The following is a 16478-nucleotide window of genomic DNA, read 5'->3' on the forward strand; positions in this document are numbered from 1 at the left end:
CCAGAATCATGATCGAAAGCCTGAATCTTCCGTTTACGGTTGGATTCAAACCGGAGCTGGCGCAGTTGCGTCAGCTTACGGATTGTATGGCCGGCCTGACCGTTGAATTGATCGACGGGCAATACGGCCCGCTGGCCCGGCAATTGATGCTGACCGATCCGTCGCCGGAATCGGGAAAAGACACCACCGTGTTTTTTTCGGGCGGCATCGGGCACTATATTTATGAACCGATTCCCATCAATTCGGTGAACGATGTGACCGTTCATGGGGATATCGGGCCCCTGCTGGCGGAATCGATCCGCCTGCACCCCGAGCTGCAGACATACGATATTCGCAGACCGCCTGAAACCCTGCGGGCCACGGTGATGGGAGCCAGCTCCCAGACCGTCACCCTGAGCGGAAGCACCATCTGGGCCGAAGAAGAAATTCTGCCCATCCGGAACGTACCTGTCGTTCACCCGCAGTGGCCGCAGACGCCGCCGTCGCGTGGGCAGGTGTCGGCGGCGGCCCGCGATGCGGTGGCCCGATGGGACGTCGAGCCGACCGGGACTCAGTTCGCCATCGCCCTGGAGTTGTCCTGGAACCTCGATTTTGCGTGTCTAACCGCCTTGGCCGGGGGGCTGGCTGATTTCACGACGGCGCTTCTGGCAGCCGGCCAACCCCTGATCATCATCATCGAGCACGATTATGCCCGTGCTCTGGGTCAGACACTGAAGAATTTGATACCCGATCGCCCGTTGCTCGTCATCGACCAGGTGGGGCTCAGGGAAGGCGATTATATCGACATCGGACGCCCGGTACTCGACGGCCGTGCCGTGCCGTTGAGTGTCAAGACGCTGATTTTTTACCATTAAGCAATTGAGGGGATGGCGTTGTTGATTGTCCCCGACAACCATCCGTTCACCATCTAAGGAAACGCGTTCATGCTGCTGCGGACCAAACTGTTCGGCAAGACCTTCGAATTCCGAAGCATTCGCGAGCTGATGGGCAAGGCCAACGAGCCGAAATCCGGTGATGAACTGGCCGGTCTGGCCGCGACCTCCATTGCCGAACGGGTGGCCGCCAAGTACGTGCTGGCCGAGGTCAACCTGGAGACGCTGCGGGCCAACCCGGCGGTGCCATATGACAAGGACGACGTCACGCGGGTGATCGACGACGCCGTCAACGAAACGATCTTCAGCGAGATCAAAGGCTGGACGGTCGGCGGCTTCAGGGAATGGCTGCTCGCGGACACGACCACAGCAGATATGATCCGCCGGGTGAGCAATGCCCTGACCGGTGAAATGGTCGCTGCGGTGACCAAGCTCATGTCCAATCTCGACCTGATTTACGCCGCCAAGAAAATCCGCGTCACCTCCCACTGCGTCAACACGGCCGGGCTTCCCGGGACACTGGCCAGCCGCTGCCAGCCCAATCACCCCATCGACAGCCCCGAAGGCATTCGTGCGGCCATTTACGAAGGCCTTTCCTACGGTTCCGGAGACAGCGTCATCGGCATCAACCCGGTGGATGACAGCCTGAGCAGTGTGGCGCGGCTGCTCGATATGACCTACGACATCATCGGCACCTGGCAGATCCCCACCCAGAACTGCCTGCTTTCCCACGTCACCACCCAGATGCAGGCCATGAAAAAAGGGGCGCCGGTCGGGCTGGTGTTCCAGAGTCTGTCCGGTTCCCAATTAGGCAACGAAAGCTTCGGCATCGACGTGGGCATGATGGATGAAGCCTATGCCCTGGCTCAAAAATACTGCTGGCCGACGGGCCCCAACTACATGTATTTCGAGTCGGGCCAGGGCTCCGCGCTATCGGCGGATGCCCACAACGGCTGGGATCAGCTCACCCTGGAAGCACGGATTTACGGATTGGCCAAACGCTGGAAGCCGTATCAGGTCAACACCGTTGTGGGGTTTATCGGCCCGGAATATTTGTTCGACGCCATCCAGATCACCCGGGCCGGCCTGGAGGATCACTTTATGGGCAAGCTGACTGGCATCCCCATGGGCTGCGACGCCTGCTACACCAACCACGCCCGGGCAACCCAGAATGACATTGAAAACCTGGCGGTGTTGCTGACCGCCGCCGGCTGCAACTATTTCATGGGGGTGCCCATGGGCGATGATGCCATGCTGGCCTATCAGTGCACCAGCTTTCACGACGCCCCCTCGCTGCGGCAGACCTTGGGATTGCGTCCGTTGCCGGAGTTTGAGGCGTGGATGGAGGAGCTGGGTCTTATAAAAAACGGCGTGCTTACCGACAAGGCCGGTGATCCGTCATTTTTTCTGAGTCGATAATTTACACCTAAATCACAATAACCAAGAACCAAATGACAAATAAATAACCATGCAAGAACCGGACATCCAAGCCATCGTAGAAACCGTGTTGGCCGAACTTCAAGCGTCTGAGGGGGCAACGGCGGATATCGATCAAGCTTCCCCGGCAGCCGATGGAGACGACCTGCAGATTGACCTGGAGGATCCCACTCTTCCGGCAGCCCGCCAACAACCCGGAATTGAACAACCGATCAACCCGGATGGCCTGTGCGCCCTGATGGCGGCCACACCCGCCCGCATCGGGGTGGGCCGGAGCGGCCCGCGACCGCGAACGGCGGCCAACCTGCTGTTTCTGGCGGACCATGGCGTCACCCAGGACGCCTTGATGCACGCGGTCGACGCTGATCTTTTGTAAGAACTGGGACTCTTTTCCGTCGAGAGCATGGCGGCAGACCGGCAGACGTATCTGAAGCGACCTGACCTGGGCCGCAAGCTGACCGAAGCGGCCAAGGCGGTTTTGCGGGATCGCTGCACCAAAAATCCCGATGTACAGATCTTTGTCGGCGATGGCCTGAGCGGTGCAGCCATCGATCATAACCTGCGGCAGATTATGCCCGTGCTTCAACAGGGCCTCAGCAGTGCCGGGCTGACCATAGGCACCCCTTTTTTTGTTAAAAACGCCCGCGTCGGATTGCTCAACGACGTCAACGGCATTGTCGACGCCAAGGTTTGTGCCATTCTGATCGGAGAACGACCGGGTCTTGCCCGGGCGCAAAGCATGAGCATATACCTGGGTTACCGTCCCCGGCCGGACTCGACCGACGCCAACCGGGACGCGATCTGCAACATCTATGAAGGTGGGCTCAACCCGTTGGAGGCCGGCGCCCACGCCGTCCAGCTGATCCAGAAAATGATCAGGGACGAGACCAGCGGGGTGGAACTCAAACTGGCGTGACATGTCCGTCCACAAACGGCGTCTCTCGGCCCAGGCCGGCGTTCTCGATCCTTTGAGATCCTCGACGTAGCACTGCTACGCCTCCGGTTTCAACGTCTCTGCGGCCTTGGCCTGAACCAAGATTCACCACTTGTGGACAGACACACACTGAATGAAACAACGGAAGCATTGATTGCGGGAAAACCCTTATGGCCATCATGGATCCGATAAAACCGCAGATATTGTCGGTCAGGATTATCCCCAATGTCGACCGAGGTTTGGCGAAAAAATTGAAGCTGCGTGACGACCAGCGCAGTTTGGGGCTGATTACCTGCACCATCGACGACGCCTTGTATGTATCCATCGACGAGGGCACCAAAATGGCAGATGTGGACGTCGTGTATGCCAAATCGTTTTACGCCGGCGCCGCCCATGCCTCCGGGCCGCTGTCCGGCGAGATCATCGCCATTTTTGCCGGACCGGACCCGGCCGAGGTGCACGCGGCGCTGACTGCAACACAGGCCTACGCGGAAAACGAAGCATGGTTTTACGCGGCCGATGAAACGGGAAGCAACGCCTTTTTCGCCCACACGATCTCCCGCACCGGCTCCTATTTAGCCGATCTGGCCGGTGTCACCAAAGGGGATCCCCTGGCCTACCTGATTGCCTGCCCCCTGGAGGCAACTGTCGGTCTTGACGCGGCCCTGAAAGCCGCCGATGTAGAAATGAAGGTCTGGTTCGAACCGCCATCGGAAACCAACTTCTCCGGTGGATTGTTGACCGGCAGCCAGAGCGCCTGCAAAGCCGCCTGTGAGGCATTCAGCGAAGCGGTGATCGACGTCGCCAACCGTCCGATCGGGCTGTAGGTGTTCAGGCAAATAGCAAGGAGATGGTATGGCTCAAGAATTCGATAAAGATCTGAGATCGATCCAGGAAGCGCGCCGGTTGATCGAAAGCGCCTTTGCGGCGCAGGATACATTTCTCGATTTCAGCCAGCAGCAGGTCGATCGAATCTGCCAGGCCATGGCCGACGCGGCTTATCAGGCGGCGGAACGGCTGGGGCGCATGGCGACCGAGGAGACCAGCTTCGGTGTCCCCCGACACAAGACTTTGAAAAATCAGCTGGCCAGTCGGGGCGTATGGGAATCCATCAAAGCCATTAAAACCGTCGGTGTGATCCGCGAGGACAAGTCCACAGGGGTCGTCGAGATCGGCTGGCCCATGGGAGTGGTAGCGGCGTTGAGCCCCAGCACCAACCCCACATCTACCCTGATCCACAACACCCTGATTGCGGTAAAAGCCCGCAACGGCATCGTCAATGCCCCGCATCCGTCGTCCTGGCGGTGTTGCCTGGAGGCCGCGCGGGTGATGGCGGACGCCGGCGAGGCGGCAGGCATGCCCGCGGGCTTGGTGGGCTGCATGTCCAGTGTTTCTCTGCCCGGCACCCAGGAACTGATGCGGCACGAAAAAACCGCCGTGATTCTGGCCACGGGCGGTTCAGACATGGTTCGGGCGGCCCACAGCATGGGCAAACCGGCCTACGGTGTCGGCCCCGGCAACGTCCCCTGCTACGTCGATCGCAGCGCCGACATCAAAACAGCGGCCTCCCTGATCGTGTCCAGCAAATCCTTTGACAACTCGGTAATCTGCGCCACGGAGCAGGCCGTGGTGGCAGACAAGCCCATTGCGGCGGCCCTGCGCGCCGAAATGGAGCGTTTGGGCGCCTATTTCGTCAATCCGACCCAGGCGGGGGCCCTGAGCCGGGTGCTTTTTTTTGCCAACGGCGCCATCAATCCAAAAAGCGTCGGCCAGACACCGCAAACGCTGGCCCGCATGGCCGACATTCGCATCCCGGAAGGTGCCCGCATCCTGGTCGCCCCGTTAAGCCGGGTGGGCAAGGACGAACCCCTCTCCGGTGAAAAACTGACCACGGTGCTCGGCTGGTACGACGTCGACGGCTGGCAGGCGGGCTGTGAACGCTGCATCGAGATGATCCGCTTCGGGGGGCGGGGGCACAGCCTGGTGATCCATGCCGCCGATGAAGGCGTGATCATGGAATTTGGTCTCAAGAAACCGGTGTTTCGCCTGCTGGTGAACACTATGGGAACCCTCGGATCGGTGGGGATGACCACCGGGCTCATGCCTGCCCTGACCCTGGGATCGGGCGGAATCGGCGGCGCTATCAGCGGCGACAACATTACCACCACCCACCTGCTCAACATCAAACGGCTGGCTTACCCGATCAAATCACCCCCGGCCCAGGCAATGGTCGGCGCAGTGGCGGTGCAGCCCGCTGCCACAGACCTGGATCCGGCTGAACTAAAGGCCATTGTCCGGGCGGTGATTGAGGAATTGGTCCGGCATGGAGAATAGACATGATCAAAAAAAATATAACCAAAGCCACTAAACAAAAGGAGACGCTCACGATGGTTGACATTCAAATGATTGCTCTGGGGATGGTTGAAAGCAAAGGACTGGTCGGCGCCATCGAGGCGGCGGACGCCATGGTCAAGGCCGCAAACGTTCATCTCATCGGCAGCGAGTATATCGGTGGCGGATATGTCACCGTCATGGTGCGTGGCGATGTGGGAGCCGTAAAGGCAGCCACGGACGCCGGCGCGGCAGCGGCCAAACGCGTCGGCGAACTGGTTTCGGTGCACGTGATTCCCCGTCCTCACAGCGATGTGGAGATCATCCTGCCCAAGGAAACCAAGGGTGGTTTCGGCAGAAAGGCTTAGCCATCGCCATAAAAGGCAGGAGAGGAGACCGTTATGGGTCATTTTTTCACGGGGGCTGACATCCGACGCCTGGCCAGAGAGGAAGACTGCAGGTACCTGCTGCTGGCGCCGGATGACAGAATCACCTCCGAGGCCGTGGACGTTGCCCGCAGCCTGGGGGTAAGGATACACCGTGAAGGCGACCTGTCGGACGGCCAGTCGCTGCCGCCGCTGATCAGCAAGCACACCCGTTCAAGGAGCCCCGTCACGCTGGTCAAAGCCGACTCGGTTCACCTGAAGCCGTTTGCCCTCGACGTCGGCCGGCCGGAAATGGACATCCGGCTCGCAGACGTGATCACCGGCGCCCACGGCTCTCCCATGGCCGCAGGTTTCATGACCTGGAAGAAGGGTTCTTTTCCGTGGTCGCTGGATTATGATGAGATCGACTTTGTCATCGACGGGCAGCTGGAGATCCGTATGGGCAGTCAGGTGGTGATCGGCAATCCGGGTGACGTGATTCACATTCCCAGGGGTTGCGACATCTTTTTCGGGTCGCCCAGCTTTGCCAGGGTCTTTTATGTCACGTTCCCGGCCAACTGGGAGACGCAATAAGTCCTGGTCACAGATAAAAATCGCCTGCACGGAGGCAGGCGCATGGGAGCAACCTGTTTGAACCCTTCACTCGACACCTTTTTGGCCAACGCCTATGCGGTGATGCAAGGCGACCCCGTTCAACCGACGGGTGATCCCAAGGCAAGCCAGACCGCACCCGTGCAGACTGCCCGCCCGGCGGACAACGATTCGCCGCAGCATTGGAACAGGACCGAGACAGACCGGTTCAAAGACGACCGATCGGCACCCCGGGTCCACGTCGGCGTTGATCTGGGCACGGCATACACGGTGCTGGTCGTACTCGATGAGCACCTTCAGCCGCTGGCAGGTGAGTATCGTTTTGCGCAAATTGTCCGTGATGGGCTGGTGGTCGACTATCACGGTGCGATCAGCCTGCTTCAGGAATTAAAGCGCAACGTCGAACAGCGCATAGGCTTTGAACTGACCTCGGCGGCGACCACCTTTCCGCCGGGCGTTTCAACCAACGAAGTCAGGGCCACCCAGCATATCGTCCGGGCGGCCGGTTTCGAGTGCGAGCAGACCATCGACGAACCCACGGCAGCCAATGCGGTGCTGCAGGTGAAGAACGGTGCGGTGGTCGACGTCGGCGGCGGAACCACGGGCATCGCCATCTTCAGGGAAGGCGAGGTGGCATACACGGCCGATGAGCCGACCGGTGGCACCCATTTCTCACTGGTGATTGCCGGAGCCCTTGGCATCGAATTTGAAGAAGCGGAGAACATCAAGAAGATGGCCGACAATTACCAGCGGCTCTTTCCGCTTGTGCGGCCGGTCATGGAAAAGGTCGGGACCATCGTGGCCCGGCACGTGGCGGCGCATGCGGTGGAAGCCATTTATCTGGTTGGCGGCACCGCCTGTTTTCCCGGCATCGACAAGGTGGTCGAAGAAGTCACCGGCATCCGGACGGTCATCCCCGGCTTCCCCCTGTTTGTGACGCCACTCGGCACGGCGATGTATAATATTTGAGAATAAGAAGAGGTTAATTATGGCCGATGAATTTCAATTGCGCGTGTATTGTTACCTGGATCGAACCCAACCCCAATACGCCTCATTTGTGGGCACCGTCACCCAGGGCGACCTGATGGTGGAAGGCATGGCCTCTTTGTATATCGAGGTGGCCCCCGGCAACGAGGTTTTCCGCCTGGTGGACATCGCTGTCAAGGCCACCGAAGCCCGTCCCGGCGCCCAGGTCGTGGAACGGGAATTCGGTATGTTCGAAATCCACTCCCACTCCCAGCAAGCCGTGATCGAGGCCGGCGCCATGGTGTTGGCTCGGCTGGACCTGGAAGAGACCGGACGGGTGAAACCGTTTGTGGCGTCGGTTCAGCTCATCACCAACGTGGATCCCTACCAGGCGCAACTGCTCAACCGTTTCCGGCGGGGCAGCATGCTCGTAGCCGGTGAAACCTTGCTGGTGCTCGAGGTGGCTCCGGCGGCCTACATCAACATCGCCGCCAACGAAGCCGAGAAGCGGGCCAACATTAAATTGATTCACATCTCATCCGTTGGCCGTTTTGGCCGCATGTGGATGTGCGGCACCGAATCCGAGATGGTCACCGCCAAAATGGCTGCGATTGCCGCCATTGAAGGTATTCAAGGACGAAAAGGGTAGAACCGATCGCTAAAATAAGGACCATGGTTCAGGGCAACGCATGCAGCGGGGAAAAGGCGCAGCAACCATGCAGGTTGTGAGCATGTTGAGCCGTTTGATAGGGGGGAGCGCATGAAACAGTTCTACACCGTGCGGGACATAGAAGATATGCATGCGACCGGCGTGGTCGAAATCGAAACCCACGATGACGTGGTGCTGACCGACGTGGCCCGTGAAAAAGCCATAGCACTGGGCATGCACCTGAAGCCGGTGGCGTCAACCCATGATGGCCGACAGGGGCCGGCGCGGTCCCGCATGGCCCTGTCCACCGGGACAACCAAACCGCCAGTCGCCGGCGGTGCAGGTTTGAACCCGACCGCTGCACCATCGGTACCACCCGCCCCGTCCCAGTCAACCACCGGTGCCGCTCCCACCGAACGGGTCCTGAAGATCAAAGCGGCTGTCGTGGCCCGGTTGGGCACGGACAAATACAATGATCTGCTGGACAAAATTATCCCCCAGGTGATGTCTCAGATGAAAAAGTAAGCTTCACGGCATGCGGTAAACCATGGCGTTGATGTTCATCCCTGCACCCACCGAAGCGAAGACGGCCACATCCCCTGAGTCCAGTCGATGGCCTTTCAACTTCTCCTTCAGGAGCAGGTCCAACAGGGTGGGGATAGTGGCCACTGAGCTGTTGCCGGCCCACTCGATGATCATGGGCATGACACCTTTGGCGACAGGTTCGACGCCGCAAAGCTGAAACAGCCGTTTGAGGATGGCTTCGTCCATTTTGGCGTTGGCCTGGTGCATCAGGATCTTGTCGACATCCACGAGCATCAGCCCAGCCTTGTCCAGGGCCTGCTTCACCACCAGAGGGACGGTTTTAAGGGCGTACTTGTAAATATCGTGCCCATCCATTTTGATGAACAGCTCATCGCCCTTTCGATCCGGGTGGTAGGACTTTTCCAACCGCAGCATCCAGGCCTTGTCAATCGTGTCGGTCCGGGCGATGTGGGACAGGATGCCCGCTTTTTCGTTCGAGGCTTCCAAAACGGTGGCACCTGCTCCATCGGCAAAAATCATGCAGTCGACATCGTGAGGATCGGAAACCCGGGAAAGAATTTCGGCACCAACCACCAGCACCCGTTGGGCATCTCCCGAACGGATGTAGTAATCGGCCATGATCATGCCCTGGAGCCAGCCGGGACAGCCGAAGGGGATGTCGTAGGCCACGGTGGAGGGGTTTTCGATTTTAAGCCGGTGTTTGACCCGCGAGGCGATGGTGGGCACCATGTCGGTCCGCAGGTTGCCAAAGTGGACGTCACCGAAATTCTGAGCGACGATAATGTAATCCAGGCTCTCCCTGTCGATGCCTTCGAGCGCCTGAACGGACGCCTCGTAGGCGATGTCGGTGGTGGTCAGTTCGTTGCCGACGTAGCGCCGCTCCCGGATGCCGGTGATGTTGTAAAGTTTCTCAATGATTTCCGGATTGGGCTTTTCCAGCCGCACCCCGTCCGAGCCGAAAAACTCATTTTCAAGAAAGTGGCTATTGGGTATGATCTCGGACGGAATACAGCATCCGGTGGATATGATTATCGAGTTAGGCATTTTTTCCCCATCAGCTTTATTTTTAAACATATTACTATAGAACAAGACCCTGCTATGCACAAGAAATTATGCATTTTCCGTCGGCAATTTTTTGAGTTTTGACCGGTCACCCCGCAGAGCGGTTGATTGACTTGCGTTTTTCCGGCAATATGCCTATAAGCCTGCCTCTTGGCCAGTTACCCGACTCATTGACACAAGAAAGAAAACGATGATCAAAAACCGCATTCTATATCAACCCTTGCTGGACAAGGTCACCAGTCCCGATGATGCCTGCCGATGCATCCAGGACGGCACCAACCTGTTTATATCTGGCTTCACCGCCGGATATCCCAAACTCATCTCCCAGGCTCTGGTTAGACGGGCCGAGGCCGGCGAGCGGTTCAAAATCAACCTGTTTGCCGGCGCCTCCACCAGCGAACTGGTGGACGGCTTGCTGGCCCGGGCCGATCTGGTGCGGTCACGTCGCCCCTACATGAGCGACCGCTGCATGCGGCAGAAGATCAACAACGAAGAAATTTTCTTTAAGGACGACCACCTCTCCCAGCTTTCGGGTCTGGTGCGCTCGGGCGCCTGGGGCAACGCCGACGTGGCGGTGGTAGAGGCCCTTAGCATCACTGAAAAAGGCCACCTGATACCGACCACTTCCGTCGGCAATACGCCCACTTACGTACGGGAGGCAGAAAAAATCATCATCGAGATATCCGCCCATGGCGAGGATCTGGAGGGTATCCACGACATATTCATTCCAGAAGATCCGCCCTATCGCATGCCGATTCCCATATACCGGACCGCCGACCGCATTGGAAAACCCTTCATCGAGATGGACCCCGACCGTGTGGTGGGCATCGTCTTCAGCAACGAACAGGACACCTGTCCGGTGTTCACGCCTCCCGATGATATCGCCCGGCAGATCGCCGCCCAGATTCTCGCCTTCATTCGACATGAAATCAAAAAAGGTCGCCAGCCGGCTTCCCTTCCCTGGCAGTCCGGAGTTGGGGATGTAGCCAACGCCGTGCTGGGCGGCTTCGTAGATGACGATTTTTTCCAGAACCTGGACATCTACTCCGAGGTGCTCCAGGACAGCGTGCTGGATCTCATCGATCTGGGCAAGGCCCGGGCTGCGTCCGGATCCTCGCTGACCCTGTCCGAAAAGGCCCGGGCCCGGTTTTACAACGAGCTATACCGCTACAAGGAAAAGTTGGTCCTCCGGCCGGTGGAGATCTCCAACGCGCCGGAAGTAATCCGGCGCCTGGGCGTGATCGCCATCAACACCGCCATCGAAGTGGACATTTACGGCCAAGTCAACTCGACCCACGTGATGGGCTCTCAGATGATGAACGGTATCGGTGGTTCCGGCGATTTCATGCGCAACGGGTCCGTCTCTTTCATCGTCACCCCCAGCACGGCCAAAGACGGGAGAATCTCGGCCATCGTGCCCATGGTTTCCCACGTGGACCACAGCGAACACTCGGTGGACGTGGTCGTGACCGAATACGGGCTGGTGGACACCCGTCCCTTGACGCCGCGACAGGTGGCCGAACAGGTCATCCGTAAATGCGCACACCCCGATTACCGGGACCAGTTGTGGGACTATTACCAACGGGCAAAAAAAGAGACCGGCGGCCACGAGCCTCACCTGCTCCAAGAGGCGCTGGGGTTCCACCACCGGTTCATGCAGACGGGGGACATGCGGATCAAATAACGCTACCGCCGGTGGTTCCGGCCGTTTCTAAACAACCTCGCCCGCAGTCGGGGCGCGGCCCAAAATGAAGGCCGAGGAATCCGGGACCTCGCCTCACAGCAGTAAATCCTTGGGGTTGCTTGGTCGGCGTCAGGCGAGGCCGATATCGCTTGCCAACCGCCGGTTTCATACCCATAATGACTGTACGCGTCATCTAAGATGAAGCCGCGGCCCCGGTTGCCGACACCCTGCATCTGCCATCGCGAGGCATTATGGAATTTCTCTACTTGTCCCCGGAATTTCCTCCCAACTTCGCCAATTTCATTTTAGCATTGGACAGACACGGAGCCAACGTCTGGGCAATGGGTGAGTCCGATTTCTACGACATGCCCGAACGCCTCCGTAACGCCATTCGATATTATGTCCGAGCCGATCTGACTTCAGTTGATGCGGTGGACCGGGCGCTGGAGGAACTCCTGTACGCAAAAACAGCCATGGGTTCGCCAGGCCATTTTGACGTGGTGGAGTCACACAACGAAATCTGGCTGGGCACGGAGGCCCATATCAACCGGATTCTCAACATTCCTGGAATCCGCCCCGGGGATCTGGACCGGCTGAAAAAAAAATCGGCAATGAAACGGCAGTTCGCGGCCTGTGGCCTGACCACTGCCAGGGGAGAACGCCTGAAAGACGCCGCTCACGGCCTCGACCTGGCCAAGGAGATCGGTTTCCCCCTGATCTTGAAGCCCGACGAAGGAGTGGGTGCTAGTCGCATCCACAAGGTAAGCGATCCGGGACAGCTAAAAAAACTGCTTTCTGCGCTGGGCGCGGACTATTTCATGGAGGCATTTGTGGATGCCCCCATCGTCAGCTACGACGGGCTGGTGGACGGTAACGGCGGGTTGCTGTTCGAAAACACCCTGACCTACGGGGACGGCGTGCTTGACTATGTCCACGGAAAAGACACTTTTTTCTATGTGGAGCGCCGCATCCCGAAACCGCTGCTGAACATCGGCAGGCAGTTGGTGAAAACCTTCGAGATCCGCCGCAAATTTTTCCACTTCGAGTTCTTTTTCATGGACGGCACGTACATGCCCATCGAAATCAACTGTCGGCCGCCCGGCGGGGCCATCCTTGACATGATGAACTACAGTGTCGATGATGACCTTTTTAACGCCTATGCCCGCATGATCACCGCAAGCGGGCAGGTGAGCATGGCGGCCAATAAAAAATTTTACTGTGCCTATGTGGGCCGCCGAAATCGGAATTACGTCTACACCCACGGCCAGCTTCAGCAGCGCCTGGGAGACGCGCTGGTCGAATTCGGCGAAAATCCGAAAATATTTCAGGAAGCCATGAGCCGCTATCGCTACATCATCCGGTCACCGAACCGGGAGCGGCTGTTGAAGATGGCCGGGGATATTCAGCGGACAAAGGCTTAGAAACCTGATCCGGATAAAACTGAAACAACCAATTACAAAGACCAAGCCAGAAATAAATTCCAATCTGAAGGGCTGAACATGAATCTGATTTACCTGTCTCCCCATTTTCCGCACCACTACCATCTCTTCTGCAAAAACCTGAAGGAGCTGGGCGCCAACGTGCTAGGCATCGGCGACGCAGCCAGTCAAGACCTGGTCCCGGTGGTAAAAGAAGCACTGACCGAGTATTACCGGTTGACTGACATGCACGACTACGACCAGCTGGTGCGCGCCTGCGGGTACTACACCCATCGTTATGGAAAAATCGACCGGTTTGAATCCCTCAACGAATACTGGCTGGCCACCGAGGCGCGCATCCGCGACGATTTTAACATCACCGGCGTGCGCGGCCGCGATATTGACGTCATCAAACGCAAGTCCCTGATGAAAGGACGCTTTCAGTCCGCCGGGATCCCCGTGGCTGCCGGCCGTGTAGTCTCCACCCGTCAAGAGGCCCGCGGCCTGATCAAAGTCACCGGATATCCAGTGGTGGCCAAACCCGATGCCGGGGTCGGGGCACTGGACACCTACCGCCTGGACAGCGATGCGGACCTGGATGCCTTCTTTTCCGCCAAGCCGGATCTGGACATCATCATGGAGGCCTTCGTTCAGGGCACCATCGTCTCTTTCGACGGTCTTGCCGACGCCAATGGCGACCTGGTATTTTTTACCGGACACCGATTCAGCCAGGGCATCATGGAGACCGTGAACCAGGCCCGGCACATCCACTACACCTCCATGCGGGATATCCCGCCGGCCCTGGAGAAGGCGGGACGCCAGTCCGTGAAAGCCTTCGAGGTGAGGGAGCGCTTTTTCCATATCGAGTTTTTCGAAACCGACCCGGGCAAGTATGTGGCCCTGGAAGTGAACATGCGTCCGCCGGGCGGATTCACCACGGATATGTTCAATTTTGCCTGCGACATCGATGTCTATCGCCTGTGGGCCCAGGTCATGATGAAGAAGCTCTCCCCGCTGAAATACCAACGTAAATATCACTGCTGCTATGCCAGCCGCAAAAACCGATACAACTACGCCAACAGCCATGAGGCGATAATGGATCGGTACGGTGCATTCATGGTCCAGGCAGCCGGTGTGCCGGGGGTTTTCAGCAGCGCTTTAGGTGACTTCGGCTACATCTTCCGATCCCCGGACATGGCCCAGATCGAGGAGATCATCGGCTTTATCCACGACACCAACTGATAAACATCGACAAGGAACGAAGATGCATATCGAAGAACACGCCTGGCACAGCCCCCGCCTCGAACGGGATATGGTGGTCAAGGTTTACGGGCACTGGGGCCAGCCGTTGATTGTCTTCCCCAGTTCCCGGGGACGCTATTTCGACTACGAAGGCATGGGCATGGTCTCGGCCATCGCCCCGTTCATCGACAGCGGCCGTATCAAGCTGTTCTGCGTGGACAGTATTGACGCCCACTCCTGGTACGATTTTTCGGTGCCGCCGGCCGAACGAAATGCCCGCCACGAGCAATATGACCAGTACATCACATCAGAAGTGGTCCCATTCGTTCGCAACCAATGCAACGACGACCGACTGCGGATAATGACCAACGGCTGCAGCATGGGGGCCTTCCATGCCGTCAATTTTTTTCTCCGGCATCCGGACCTGTTTGCCGGCACCATCGCCCTGAGCGGACTCTACCGGCTGGACCGCCAGGAGTTCGGCAACGCCGCCGATGACATGGCAGCCGTCTACTACAACTCGCCGGTGAACTACCTGTCGGGAATTTCAGATCCCTGGTACCTGGATCGCTATCGCGAGCGCACGATCATCATCGCCGTGGGCCAGGGTGCCTGGGAGGAAGAGGCCATTGAGGACACCCGCGCCCTCGACCATATTTTCAAAGACAAGGGAATTGACGCCTGGATCGACTACTGGGGCCACGATGTCAACCACGACTGGCCCTGGTGGTATAAGCAGATGAACTATTTTTTGGGGCGGCTCTACGGATGACGATCATGGATGGGTCCAGATAGCGGCGATCCACCCTCAAGCAGGCCTTGCTCAGACCCGTCTAAAAAAATTTCTGCAGACTTTAGACCAAATAAAAAAGATTATTGACTTTTTTTTACCATAACGATTAATTTAAAACAAAATTTTTTCCTATTACGTTAGCTTGGCCCAAGGCGGGCCGGTGCCCAAACTCAATCTGGACATACTGGACAAAAAACTTGTCCGACTGCTTAAACAGGACGGTCGGGTGACCATGGCCCATATGGCCAATCGTCCGGAAGTCACCGCACCAACCGTCCGCTCCCGTATCAAAGCGCTGATCCAATCAGGCATCCTGGGTTTAGCCGGCCTGGTGAACCTGTCAGCCATATCTGACCGGATGACGGCGCTGATCGGAATCAACATTGAATCCTGCGGCCAGTTGATCAGCCAACTGGAAAAATTGACCTCGCTGAAACCCGTTCACGAGCTAAAACAGAAAAGAGAGTGTACAAACAATGAGAGTACTGGTATTAGGTGGCTGTGGGATCCAAGGGAAAGCCGCCACGGTCGACCTGGCCTGCAGCTCGACCGTTGAACAAGTAGTCTGTGCGGATGCCAGCCTCGAGGGACTCAGGGATATATCGGATTTTATCGACAAGACCAAGGTCCGCACCGCGTCACTGGACGCCGGCGATTCGGAAAGCCTGGACCGCCTTTTCCGGCAGGCGGATGTGGCCATCGACCTGCTCCCCCGAAAATTTCTGGAGACGGTTTGCCAAGCAGCCATCCGCGCCGGTGTCAGCGTGGTCAACACCAACTACGCTTACCCCATCGCGCACTTGCACGAAAGCGCACAGCACGCGGGCATGGCCATCCTGCCCGAATGCGGCCTGGACCCGGGAATCGACCTGTTCATTTATGGGGAAGCCCGGCGCCGCTTCGACGAACTGAATGTGATCAATTCCTACTGCGGTGGATTCCCGGAACGAGCCGCCTGCGACAACCCCCTCAACTACAAAGTCTCGTGGACGTTCGAGGGAGTGCTCGCCTCCACCAAGAGAGATAGCAGGATCATCCGTGAGGGTAAGGTTATCGACATCCCCAACGACCGCCAACACGAACCCGCCTGTGTTCACACGGTGGATTTCCCAGGTCTTGGCCAGTTGGAAGCCATCCCCAACGGCAATGCGGTCTTCTTTACCGACGCCCTCGGCGTGACGTCAAGCATTCGCGAAACCGGGCGCTACACCCTGCGCTGGCCCGGTTGGAGCGCCTTTTGGCGGCCACTGAAGCAGTTGGGCTTTTTGAGCGAGGCACCCGTGGCGGGCCTTCCCGGCGCGGTGTCGCCCTACCAGATGATGGACAAACTCCTGGGGCCTCAGCTTCAATACCGGCGCGGCGAGAAGGACCTGGTGGCCATGCTCAACGTGTTCGAGGGTATAAAGGGCGGTCGGCGGGTTCGCCTGACCAGCCGGCTGCTCATCGAACGGGACCTGGAGACGGGGCTCATGGCCATGGCCCAGGGCGTGGGCTATCCGGCCAGCATCGCCGCCCAGATGATCGCCACGGGTGCCATCGGCGAAAAAGGGGTGCTGTCCCCGATGAA

16 protein-coding genes and 1 pseudogene are annotated in these 16478 nt (G+C 58.4%); 16 read left to right on the forward strand and 1 reads right to left on the reverse strand.

Annotation, left to right across the window (positions count from 1 at the left end):
- From ABYV26_RS07530 to ABYV26_RS07575, 10 genes and pseudogenes are all read left to right on the forward strand, one after another.
- On the forward strand, nt 1-854 hold an 854-nt coding region (locus ABYV26_RS07530), incomplete at its 5' end, for an ethanolamine ammonia-lyase reactivating factor EutA (RefSeq protein WP_372679684.1).
- A 69-nt stretch (nt 855-923) separates the two neighbouring features.
- Nucleotides 924-2291: an ethanolamine ammonia-lyase subunit EutB gene (locus ABYV26_RS07535; RefSeq protein ID WP_372679686.1), complete on the forward strand. Its 1368-nt coding sequence runs from the start codon at nt 924-926 to the stop codon at nt 2289-2291.
- A gap of 256 nt (nt 2292-2547) precedes the next feature.
- Nucleotides 2548-3225, forward strand: a pseudogene (gene eutC, locus ABYV26_RS07540) (ethanolamine ammonia-lyase subunit EutC).
- Between the two features lie 188 nt (nt 3226-3413).
- A complete protein-coding gene (gene eutL / locus ABYV26_RS07545) occupies nt 3414-4070 on the forward strand; it encodes an ethanolamine utilization microcompartment protein EutL (protein ID WP_372679688.1) in 657 nt (218 codons plus the stop codon).
- Between the two features lie 28 nt (nt 4071-4098).
- Nucleotides 4099-5577 carry an aldehyde dehydrogenase family protein gene (locus tag ABYV26_RS07550; RefSeq protein WP_372679690.1) on the forward strand — a complete coding sequence of 493 codons (1479 nt, stop codon included), beginning with the start codon at nt 4099-4101 and terminating at the stop codon, nt 5575-5577.
- A 62-nt stretch (nt 5578-5639) separates the two neighbouring features.
- Nucleotides 5640-5942, forward strand: coding sequence for an ethanolamine utilization microcompartment protein EutM (eutM, locus tag ABYV26_RS07555; RefSeq protein WP_372679713.1), 303 nt, complete (start codon nt 5640-5642; stop codon nt 5940-5942).
- 33 nt (nt 5943-5975) lie between these two features.
- Nucleotides 5976-6533 (forward strand): hypothetical protein, encoded by a 558-nt coding sequence (locus ABYV26_RS07560; RefSeq protein ID WP_372679692.1) that lies wholly within the window; start codon nt 5976-5978, stop codon nt 6531-6533.
- A 42-nt stretch (nt 6534-6575) separates the two neighbouring features.
- Nucleotides 6576-7520: an ethanolamine utilization protein EutJ gene (gene eutJ, locus ABYV26_RS07565; protein WP_372679694.1), complete on the forward strand. Its 945-nt coding sequence runs from the start codon at nt 6576-6578 to the stop codon at nt 7518-7520.
- A gap of 19 nt (nt 7521-7539) precedes the next feature.
- On the forward strand, nt 7540-8166 hold the full coding sequence (locus ABYV26_RS07570) for a hypothetical protein (protein ID WP_372679696.1): 627 nt from the start codon (nt 7540-7542) through the stop codon (nt 8164-8166).
- A 111-nt stretch (nt 8167-8277) separates the two neighbouring features.
- On the forward strand, nt 8278-8691 hold the full coding sequence (locus ABYV26_RS07575; RefSeq protein WP_372679698.1) for a hypothetical protein: 414 nt from the start codon (nt 8278-8280) through the stop codon (nt 8689-8691).
- A 3-nt stretch (nt 8692-8694) separates the two neighbouring features.
- Here ABYV26_RS07575 and ABYV26_RS07580 read toward each other — a convergent pair whose 3' ends face one another.
- Nucleotides 8695-9756 (reverse strand): 3-oxoacyl-ACP synthase III family protein, encoded by a 1062-nt coding sequence (locus ABYV26_RS07580; RefSeq protein ID WP_372679700.1) that lies wholly within the window; start codon nt 9754-9756, stop codon nt 8695-8697.
- A gap of 208 nt (nt 9757-9964) precedes the next feature.
- Between ABYV26_RS07580 and ABYV26_RS07585 the strand changes: the two genes are divergently transcribed.
- From ABYV26_RS07585 to ABYV26_RS07610, 6 genes are all read left to right on the forward strand, one after another.
- Nucleotides 9965-11458: a succinate CoA transferase gene (locus ABYV26_RS07585; RefSeq protein ID WP_372679702.1), complete on the forward strand. Its 1494-nt coding sequence runs from the start codon at nt 9965-9967 to the stop codon at nt 11456-11458.
- 251 nt (nt 11459-11709) lie between these two features.
- The gene (locus tag ABYV26_RS07590; protein ID WP_372679703.1) at nt 11710-12879 is read left to right on the forward strand and encodes an acetyl-CoA carboxylase biotin carboxylase subunit family protein; all 1170 of its coding nucleotides are present in this window, start codon (nt 11710-11712) and stop codon (nt 12877-12879) included.
- 78 nt (nt 12880-12957) lie between these two features.
- Nucleotides 12958-14118 (forward strand): acetyl-CoA carboxylase biotin carboxylase subunit family protein, encoded by a 1161-nt coding sequence (locus ABYV26_RS07595; RefSeq protein WP_372679705.1) that lies wholly within the window; start codon nt 12958-12960, stop codon nt 14116-14118.
- 22 nt (nt 14119-14140) lie between these two features.
- Nucleotides 14141-14890, forward strand: a complete 750-nt coding sequence (locus ABYV26_RS07600; protein WP_372679707.1) for an esterase family protein — start codon at nt 14141-14143, stop codon at nt 14888-14890.
- Between the two features lie 181 nt (nt 14891-15071).
- Nucleotides 15072-15467, forward strand: a complete 396-nt coding sequence (locus tag ABYV26_RS07605; RefSeq protein WP_372679709.1) for an AsnC family transcriptional regulator — start codon at nt 15072-15074, stop codon at nt 15465-15467.
- Nucleotides 15388-16478: saccharopine dehydrogenase family protein (locus ABYV26_RS07610; protein ID WP_372679711.1), on the forward strand; the 1091-nt coding region annotated here is incomplete at its 3' end. The genes ABYV26_RS07605 and ABYV26_RS07610, both read left to right, overlap by 80 nt.

It is taken from the genome of Desulfosarcina sp., assembly GCF_041551955.1.
GTDB lineage: Bacteria > Desulfobacterota > Desulfobacteria > Desulfobacterales > Desulfosarcinaceae > Desulfosarcina.

What these genes read in the sequence shown, in the direction of transcription:
- ABYV26_RS07535 (WP_372679686.1), top strand. Translation starts at nt 924, where the DNA reads ATGCTGCTGCGGACCAAACTGTTCGGCAAGACCTTCGAATTCCGAAGC.
- eutL (WP_372679688.1), top strand. Translation starts at nt 3,414, where the DNA reads ATGGCCATCATGGATCCGATAAAACCGCAGATATTGTCGGTCAGGATT.
- ABYV26_RS07550 (WP_372679690.1), top strand. Translation starts at nt 4,099, where the DNA reads ATGGCTCAAGAATTCGATAAAGATCTGAGATCGATCCAGGAAGCGCGC.
- ABYV26_RS07560 (WP_372679692.1), top strand. Translation starts at nt 5,976, where the DNA reads ATGGGTCATTTTTTCACGGGGGCTGACATCCGACGCCTGGCCAGAGAG.
- eutJ (WP_372679694.1), top strand. Translation starts at nt 6,576, where the DNA reads ATGGGAGCAACCTGTTTGAACCCTTCACTCGACACCTTTTTGGCCAAC.
- ABYV26_RS07570 (WP_372679696.1), top strand. Translation starts at nt 7,540, where the DNA reads ATGGCCGATGAATTTCAATTGCGCGTGTATTGTTACCTGGATCGAACC.
- ABYV26_RS07575 (WP_372679698.1), top strand. Translation starts at nt 8,278, where the DNA reads ATGAAACAGTTCTACACCGTGCGGGACATAGAAGATATGCATGCGACC.
- ABYV26_RS07580 (WP_372679700.1), bottom strand. Translation starts at nt 9,756, where the DNA reads ATGCCTAACTCGATAATCATATCCACCGGATGCTGTATTCCGTCCGAG.
- ABYV26_RS07585 (WP_372679702.1), top strand. Translation starts at nt 9,965, where the DNA reads ATGATCAAAAACCGCATTCTATATCAACCCTTGCTGGACAAGGTCACC.
- ABYV26_RS07590 (WP_372679703.1), top strand. Translation starts at nt 11,710, where the DNA reads ATGGAATTTCTCTACTTGTCCCCGGAATTTCCTCCCAACTTCGCCAAT.
- ABYV26_RS07595 (WP_372679705.1), top strand. Translation starts at nt 12,958, where the DNA reads ATGAATCTGATTTACCTGTCTCCCCATTTTCCGCACCACTACCATCTC.
- ABYV26_RS07600 (WP_372679707.1), top strand. Translation starts at nt 14,141, where the DNA reads ATGCATATCGAAGAACACGCCTGGCACAGCCCCCGCCTCGAACGGGAT.